This window comes from Actinosynnema sp., from assembly GCF_052038725.1.
In genome coordinates, this window is the sequence record NZ_JBQGCX010000132.1 from 1 (window position 1) to 5,412 (window position 5,412).

Annotated in this window: 4 protein-coding genes and 1 pseudogene; 2 read left to right on the top strand and 3 right to left on the bottom strand. The window is 77.1% G+C overall.

Features of this window, described 5'->3' with window-relative positions; translation table 11 throughout:
- Together ACTUAL_RS02555 and ACTUAL_RS02560 are read left to right on the top strand one after the other, a co-directional pair.
- A pseudogene (locus tag ACTUAL_RS02555) lies at positions 1-1,162 on the top strand (hypothetical protein); the annotation flags it as partial.
- Positions 1,159-2,025: an ABC transporter permease subunit gene (locus tag ACTUAL_RS02560; RefSeq protein ID WP_096491507.1), complete on the top strand. Its 867-nt coding sequence runs from the start codon at positions 1,159-1,161 to the stop codon at positions 2,023-2,025. The pseudogene ACTUAL_RS02555 and the gene ACTUAL_RS02560, both read left to right, overlap by 4 nt.
- 45 nt (positions 2,026-2,070) lie before the next feature.
- Here the strand turns inward: ACTUAL_RS02560 and ACTUAL_RS02565 are convergent, their stop codons facing one another.
- From ACTUAL_RS02565 to ACTUAL_RS02575, 3 genes are all read right to left on the bottom strand, one after another.
- The gene (locus ACTUAL_RS02565; protein ID WP_440899134.1) at positions 2,071-3,054 is read right to left on the bottom strand and encodes an ABC transporter ATP-binding protein; all 984 of its coding nucleotides are present in this window, start codon (positions 3,052-3,054) and stop codon (positions 2,071-2,073) included.
- Positions 3,054-4,601 carry an ABC transporter permease gene (locus tag ACTUAL_RS02570; RefSeq protein ID WP_096497595.1) on the bottom strand — a complete coding sequence of 516 codons (1,548 nt, stop codon included), beginning with the start codon at positions 4,599-4,601 and terminating at the stop codon, positions 3,054-3,056. The genes ACTUAL_RS02565 and ACTUAL_RS02570 overlap by 1 nt, the downstream gene beginning before the upstream one ends.
- Before the next feature lie 227 nt (positions 4,602-4,828).
- On the bottom strand, positions 4,829-5,412 hold a 584-nt coding region (locus tag ACTUAL_RS02575), incomplete at its 5' end, for a thiamine ABC transporter substrate-binding protein (RefSeq protein WP_440899135.1).

Below are 5,412 nucleotides of genomic sequence, written 5' to 3' on the forward strand. Positions count from 1 at the left end.
CGCAGGCGGCAAGACCCCTCCGGGCGCCGTTCCTGCCGCCGGCCAGACCCCGCCCGCCCCCGGCCACCCCCCGCCGGGCGCCACCCCCGCCACCGGCCCGGCCCCGCAGGCCGCGCCCGCGGCGAGCGGCTTCCACTCACCCGCCACCACCTCCGCCAGCGGCCACTACCCGCCCGTCACGCCGTCCGCCAGCGGCTACTACGCGCCCGTCACCACCTCGGCCAGCGGTTACTACCCGCCGGTGTCCCTGTCCGCGAGCGGCTACTACCCGCCCGTCGCGCCCGGCAGCGCTCCCGCGCCGGTCGGCGGTGCGCCGGAGAAGCCGTTGCCGGTGCGGCGCAAGGGTGCGAGCGGGCACGGTTCCGGGAAGCGGGGCAAGCGGTCCGAGGGCGCCCCCGCCGACGAGGCGGCCCGGTCGTCCGAGTCGCTCGGGTCGCGCATCGGCCTGCGCCGACGTCGCGCCGAGCAGGACCCGGTCGAGGAGCGCCCCACCACCACGCGCGGCGACGAGCAGCGGATCGGCGAGCAGCGGGCCTCGGGCCCCGCCGCCGGGTCCAGCGCCGAGCCCAGCGCCCAGACCACCCCGCAGGCCGAGCCGGGCGGCATCGCGCTCACCCCCTCGGCCCTCTCCGACGCCGCCCCGACCCCCGACACCGGGGCCGACGCGGGCGCGCCGACCACCGGGGCAGGCTCCACCCACGACCGCGGGCCCGGTCGCGGCAAGCGGGCCAAGCACCGCCCGCAGCGCCACCTCGCGCTCGTCCCCGAACCCCCGGCGACCGGGCCGCAGCCGGTGCTGCGCCTCCCGTCCGAGACCGACCCGGCCGCCGAACCCCGGCCGTCCCGCGCGGACCGCCCGGAACCCCCGGCCCAGGAGCCGGACCAGACCGAGCGCTCCAGCGCCAAGCACGCGAGCACCGGGCGCGCGAGCACCGGGCACGCGGACGCCAAGCACTCAGGCGCCAAGCCCACCAGCACCGACCCCGCAGGCACCACCGCCCCCACCAGCGCCACCCCCACCCCCGCCAAGACCCCGCCCCCGCCCAGTGCGCGGGCGAAGACCCGGTCGCGGGCCGAGCGGGTGGCCGCGATGAACGCGCGGGACCGCGCCGACGAGGGCGGCGGCCCCGACCACGAAGAACCCGAGGAGACCCCGCGATGACGGTTGCCCAGGCGACCCCCGCCGTTCCGGGCCGCGCCGCGGCCCGCACCAGCGCACCGCTCGGCAGGCAGCTGCTGTCCGAGCTGCGCTGGATCATCCGCCGCCCCCGCACGCTGTTCGGGCTCGGCGCGCTCGCGCTGATCCCGGTCGTCGCGGGCGTCGGCCTGTGGTTCGCCGCCGACGGCCCCGGCCCGGCGGGCGCGGGCATCGCCGCGATCATCTCCGGCAACGGCCTGGTGCTGCCGGTGTTCGTGCTGCTGATGACGCTGCCCGTGCTGCTGCCGCTGGTCGGCGCGATCTGGGCGGCGGACGGCATCGCGGGCGAGGCGCAGCACGGCACGCTGCGCGGGCTGCTGCTGTCCCCGGTGGGTCGGCTGCGGCTGCTGGGGATCAAGGCGTTCGGGGTCGCGGTGATGTCGCTGCTGTCGGTCACCGTGATCGCCGTGGTGGGCGCGGTCGTCGGGGCGGTGCTGTTCGGCGGTCAGGGGATGCTGACGCTGTCCGGCTCGTCGCTGCCGCTCGGCCCGGCGCTGGGGCGCATCGCGCTGGTGGTGCTGCTGGTGTCGGTGCAGGTGTGGGCGGTGGCGGCGGTCGCGCTGGCGGTGTCGACGACGACCGAGCACCCGCTGGTCGTGATGGCGACGACGCTGGCCGGGCTGATCGTGTTCGGGCTGCTGATGGTGTTCGACTCGCTGTCCTGGCTGCACCCGTACCTGCTGTCGTACAGCTGGACCGGCCTGGCCGACGTGATCCGCGACCCGCTGCCGACCGGGCAGCTGTGGGAGAGCACCGCGCTGGCCGGGTGCTACATCCTGATCGGGCTGTCGCTGGCCGCGATGCGCCTGGTCACCAAGGACCACTAGCGAGCCGCGGGGGAACGGCGGGCCCGACGCGGGCCCGCCCCCGGATCAGCCCGTCGCGGAGCCGATGACCGCGACCCCGTCCTGGTCGACCGCCAGCCGCACCCGGTCCCCCGGCTCCCAGGTCCCGACCACCGGGCCGACCGCGTCGAACTCGTCGTCCCCGATCCGCACCAGCAGCCGCACGTGGTCCCTCCGGTGCACGCGCCCGAGCACGACAGCGTCCAGCGCGCCGTCCGGGACCACCCGCAGCGCCGCCTCCCGCAGCCCGACCCGCGCGCGCACCCCGACCAGCCGCTCCGCCGCCTCCGGCGCGAGCACCACCCCGCAGCCGAGGAACCGCGCCGTCTCCACGTCCACCGGTTCCCGCCACACCCGCGCGGGCGGCCCGGTCTGCCGCAGCCTCCCGGCGCGCATGACCGCGACCCGGTCGGCCAGGGTGAACGCCTCGTCGTGGTCGTGCGTGACCACGAGCGCCGTCGCGCCGGTCTCCCGCAGCAGCCGCGCCAGGTCGAGCGCCAGCTGCTCGCGCAGCGACCGGTCCAGCGCGGACAGCGGCTCGTCCAGCAGCAGCAGCCTCGGGTCGGGGGCGAGGGCGCGGGCCAGCGCCACGCGCTGCTGCTCGCCGCCGGACAGCTCGGTGACCCGCCGCCGCTGGTAGCCGCCGAGCCCGACCAGCTCCAGCAGCTCCGCGACCCGCTCGTCCCGCTCGCCGCGCGCGGCCCCGCGCATCCGCAGGCCGAACGCGACGTTCCCGGCGACGTCCCGGTGCGGGAACAGCTGCCCGTCCTGGAACACCAGCCCGAACCCCCTGCGGTGCACGGGCGTGCCCGCCAGGTCGGCCCCGTCCCAGGTGACCGCGCCCGCGCTGACCCGCTCCAGGCCGGCCACCGCGCGCAGCAGCGTGGACTTGCCGCACCCGGACGGCCCGAGCAGCGCGACGACCTCGCCGCCCGCCACCTCCAGGTCCACCCCGGACACCGCCTCGACGTCGCCGTAGCGCACGCCGACCCCGTTGAGCCGCAACGACATCAGAACTCCCCGCTGCCGGGCGCCCTGAGCCGCTCGACGAGCAGCACGGTCACCGCGGTCACCACCATGAGCAGCGCGCACGCCGCGTAGGCCATCTGGCTGTTGAGCTCGCCGGGCCGCGACATCAGCCGGGCGATCACCACCGGCAGGGTCGGCGCGTCGGGCCTGGCCAGGAAGCTGGTCGCCCCGAACTCGCCGAGCGCCACCACGTACCCGAACCCGGCGGCGGCCACGAGCGAGCGGGCCGCCAGCGGCAGGTCGACCTCGCGCCACACCCGCCACGGGCTCGCGCCGAGCGAGGCGGCGGCCTGCCGCAGCCGCTCGTCGACCGCGCGCAGCACCGGCAGCACCATGCGCACCACCAGCGGCGTCACCACGAGCGCCTGGGCCAGCGGCACCAGCGCGGGCGAGGTGCGCAGGTCGCCGGGCAGGGCGTCCATGGTGATCAGGTAGCCGAAGCCGACGGTCACGGCGGACACGCCGAGCGGCAGCATGAGCGCGGTGTCGAGCGCTTCGGCCAGCCACGAGCCGGAGCGGCGCAGGCCGACCAGCACGACCGCCGACAGGACGCCGACGAGCAGCGCGAGCAGGGTGGCGTCGGTGGCCGCGCGCAGGGAGTTCAGCGCCGCGTCCACGCCGGTGACGGAGAGGGTGCCGCGCTCGCCGGTGCCCGCGAGGGCGCGGTAGCCGTCGAGGCTCCAGCCGTCGCGGGTGGACACCGAGCGGGCCAGCAGCGCCACCACCGGCACGAGCAGCACCAGCACGACCAGCCACGCGGCGGCCACCACGCCCCACTCGCCGCCCTGCGGCCTGCGGGGCGGTTCGGCGCGCAGGGCGAGCCCGGCCTCGCGGCGGCGGCGGGCCAGCGCGCCCAGCACCAGCACGGCGACGACGGCGGCGAACTGGACCAGCGACAGCGCGGCGGCGCCGGGCAGGTCGAACAGCTCGACGGTGCGCAGGTAGATCTCGGTCTCCAGGGTGCGGTGGCGGGCCCCGCCGAGCACCAGGACGACGCCGAAGCTGGTGGCGCAGAACAGGAACACCACGGACGCGGCCGAGCCGACGGCGGGCGCCAGCGCGGGCAGCACGACGGAGGTGAACGCGCGCAGCCGGGACGCGCCGAGCGCGCGGGCGGCGTCCTCGGCGCGCCGGTCGAGCCGCGCCCACAGGCCGCCGACGGTGCGGGCGACGACGGCGACGTTGAAGAAGGCGTTGGCGAGCACGATCGGCAGCACGCCGCCGTCCGGCCAGAGCGCGCGGAACGCCAGGCCGACGACGACGGTGGGCAGCACGAACGGCACCATCACCGCGGCCCGCACCACACCGGCGCCCGCGACCCGCGCGCGGGCGAGCAGGAACGCGACGGGCATCCCGGCGAGCAGCGCGAGCGCGGTGGCGGCGGCGGCCTGGCCGAGGGTGAAGGCGACGAGGTCGAGCGCGGTGGTGTCGGCGAGCGCGGCGAGCACGCCGCCCTCGCGCAGCCCGAGGCCGACGATGGCGGCGACGGGCCAGGCGAAGAAGACCCCGAGGAACGCGAGCGGCAGCAGCCCCGCCAGGGCCCAGCCGAGGGCGGCCCTGCGGTTGACGGGGCGGCGGGTGGCGGGGCGGCGGGTGGCGGGGCGGTGCGGCGCGGGACCGGTCACCTCGGCGCCGGTCACCTCGGCGCCGGTGACAGCGGGGCCGGTGACAGCGGGGCCGGTGACAGCGGGACCGGTGACAGCGGGGCCGGTCACCCCGCCGCCACCACTACCGCCGCTACCGCCGCGTTCCTCCGTCAGCCCTGGACGAGGGCGCGCCACTGCTGGACCCACTGCTCGCGCCCGGCGTCCACCTGGTCGGCGGGCAGGGTGCGGGAGTTCGCGGGCAGGGGCGCGGCCTTGGCCCACGCCTCGGGCAGCGGGGTGTCCTCGCGGCTGGGGTAGACGTACATCTGCTCGGGCACCTGGGCCTGGAAGTCGGCGCCGAGGAGGAAGTCGACGACCTTCTTCGCGTCCTCGGGGTTCTTGGCGTTCTCCAGGACGCCCGCGTACTCGACCTGCCGGTAGCAGGTGTCGAGGAGGGCCTTGGTGCGCGGCGCGCCGTCGTCGCCGATCTCCGCTGAGGGCGAGGAGGCGTAGGAGACCACGATCGGGCGCGGGCCCTTGCCCGCCGAGCCGGAGAAGTCCTGGTTGTAGGCCTCCTCCCAGCCGCTGACGACCTTGACGCCGTTGGCCTTGAGCTGGCCCCAGTAGTTGGTCCAGTTCTCCTCGCCGAAGGTGGCGATGGTGTTCAGCAGGAACGCCAGGCCCGGCGAGGAGGTGGCCGGGTCCTCGACGACGAGCATGTCGCGGTACTTCGGATCGGCCAGGTCGGCGAGCT

Coding starts and splice junctions, on each gene's coding strand:
- ACTUAL_RS02560 (WP_096491507.1), top strand. CDS start 1,159: ATGACGGTTGCCCAGGCGACCCCCGCCGTTCCGGGCCGCGCCGCGGCC.
- ACTUAL_RS02565 (WP_440899134.1), bottom strand. CDS start 3,054: ATGTCGTTGCGGCTCAACGGGGTCGGCGTGCGCTACGGCGACGTCGAG.